Origin of the sequence: Streptomyces sp. BE303 (assembly GCF_036290945.1) — a bacterium.
Taxonomy (GTDB): domain Bacteria; phylum Actinomycetota; class Actinomycetes; order Streptomycetales; family Streptomycetaceae; genus Kitasatospora.
The window spans coordinates 1-757 of the sequence record NZ_JAQYWZ010000292.1 but is presented as its reverse complement, the minus strand read 5'-3'; the positions used below and the strand labels follow the sequence as shown (position 1 = coordinate 757).

Annotated in this window: 1 pseudogene; it reads right to left on the bottom strand. The window is 68.2% G+C overall.

From position 1 onward, the window contains the following. Positions 1 to 221 precede the first annotated feature (221 nt). A pseudogene (locus PUR56_RS02805) lies at positions 222 to 731 on the bottom strand (winged helix-turn-helix domain-containing protein); the annotation flags it as partial. Between the last annotated feature and the right edge of the window lie 26 nt (positions 732 to 757).

Sequence of the window (757 nt, the reverse complement as noted above, 5' to 3'; positions counted from 1 at the left end):
GTAAAGACGCCGGTTCCTCGCGTACTCCTCTCCATCCCGCTTGCCGAACCCGCACCATCTGGCAGTACTGGCACGTCCCGGCTTTGTCAGGGCCGCTCCCGCCCTCCCCGGCATCACCCGGATCAGGCTGCCCTCAGCTCCACCTCCCTGCTACGACAGGTCGGCGGCGAAGGTCTCTCACCTCCACACGAACCACAGCGCCTCACGGCGCAACTCGAAGACGATCCAGCCCCCACACGCCGCCCCGATGCTTTTACCCGCGGCCACACCTCCTTCTTCCACAGCTCCACCGCATGCTCGTCACGCTCGAGGGCCCTGCGGGCGGGTGCCTGCCAGGACCAGCCGTGCCGTTTCAGCAGCCGCCACACCGTCGGGACCGAAAGACTGAGCTGCAGCCGGCGCTGAATCACGCTCCGCACCCGGGCCGGCGTCCACCGCTCATCCGCGAAACCATGCGCGGTCGGCCCCTTGCCGAGTTCCTCCTCGAGCACGGCGAACTGGGCGTCGGTGACAGTCGGGGAGTTGGCCGGCCCAGCTGAACGCAGTGCCTCCATCCCGCCCTCACGCCAGGCACGACGCCAGCGTTCCACCGACCGCACGCTCACCCGCAGATCCTTTGCGATCACCGTGGTCTTCTCACCCACCGCGAACCGCATCCCGGCCTGGAACCGGATCCCCTCACGAAACGCCCGACGCTCAGCGGTCAGGCCCCCACCCTCCGGATACCTCACACCAACGGCATACCGCAGGGATCACG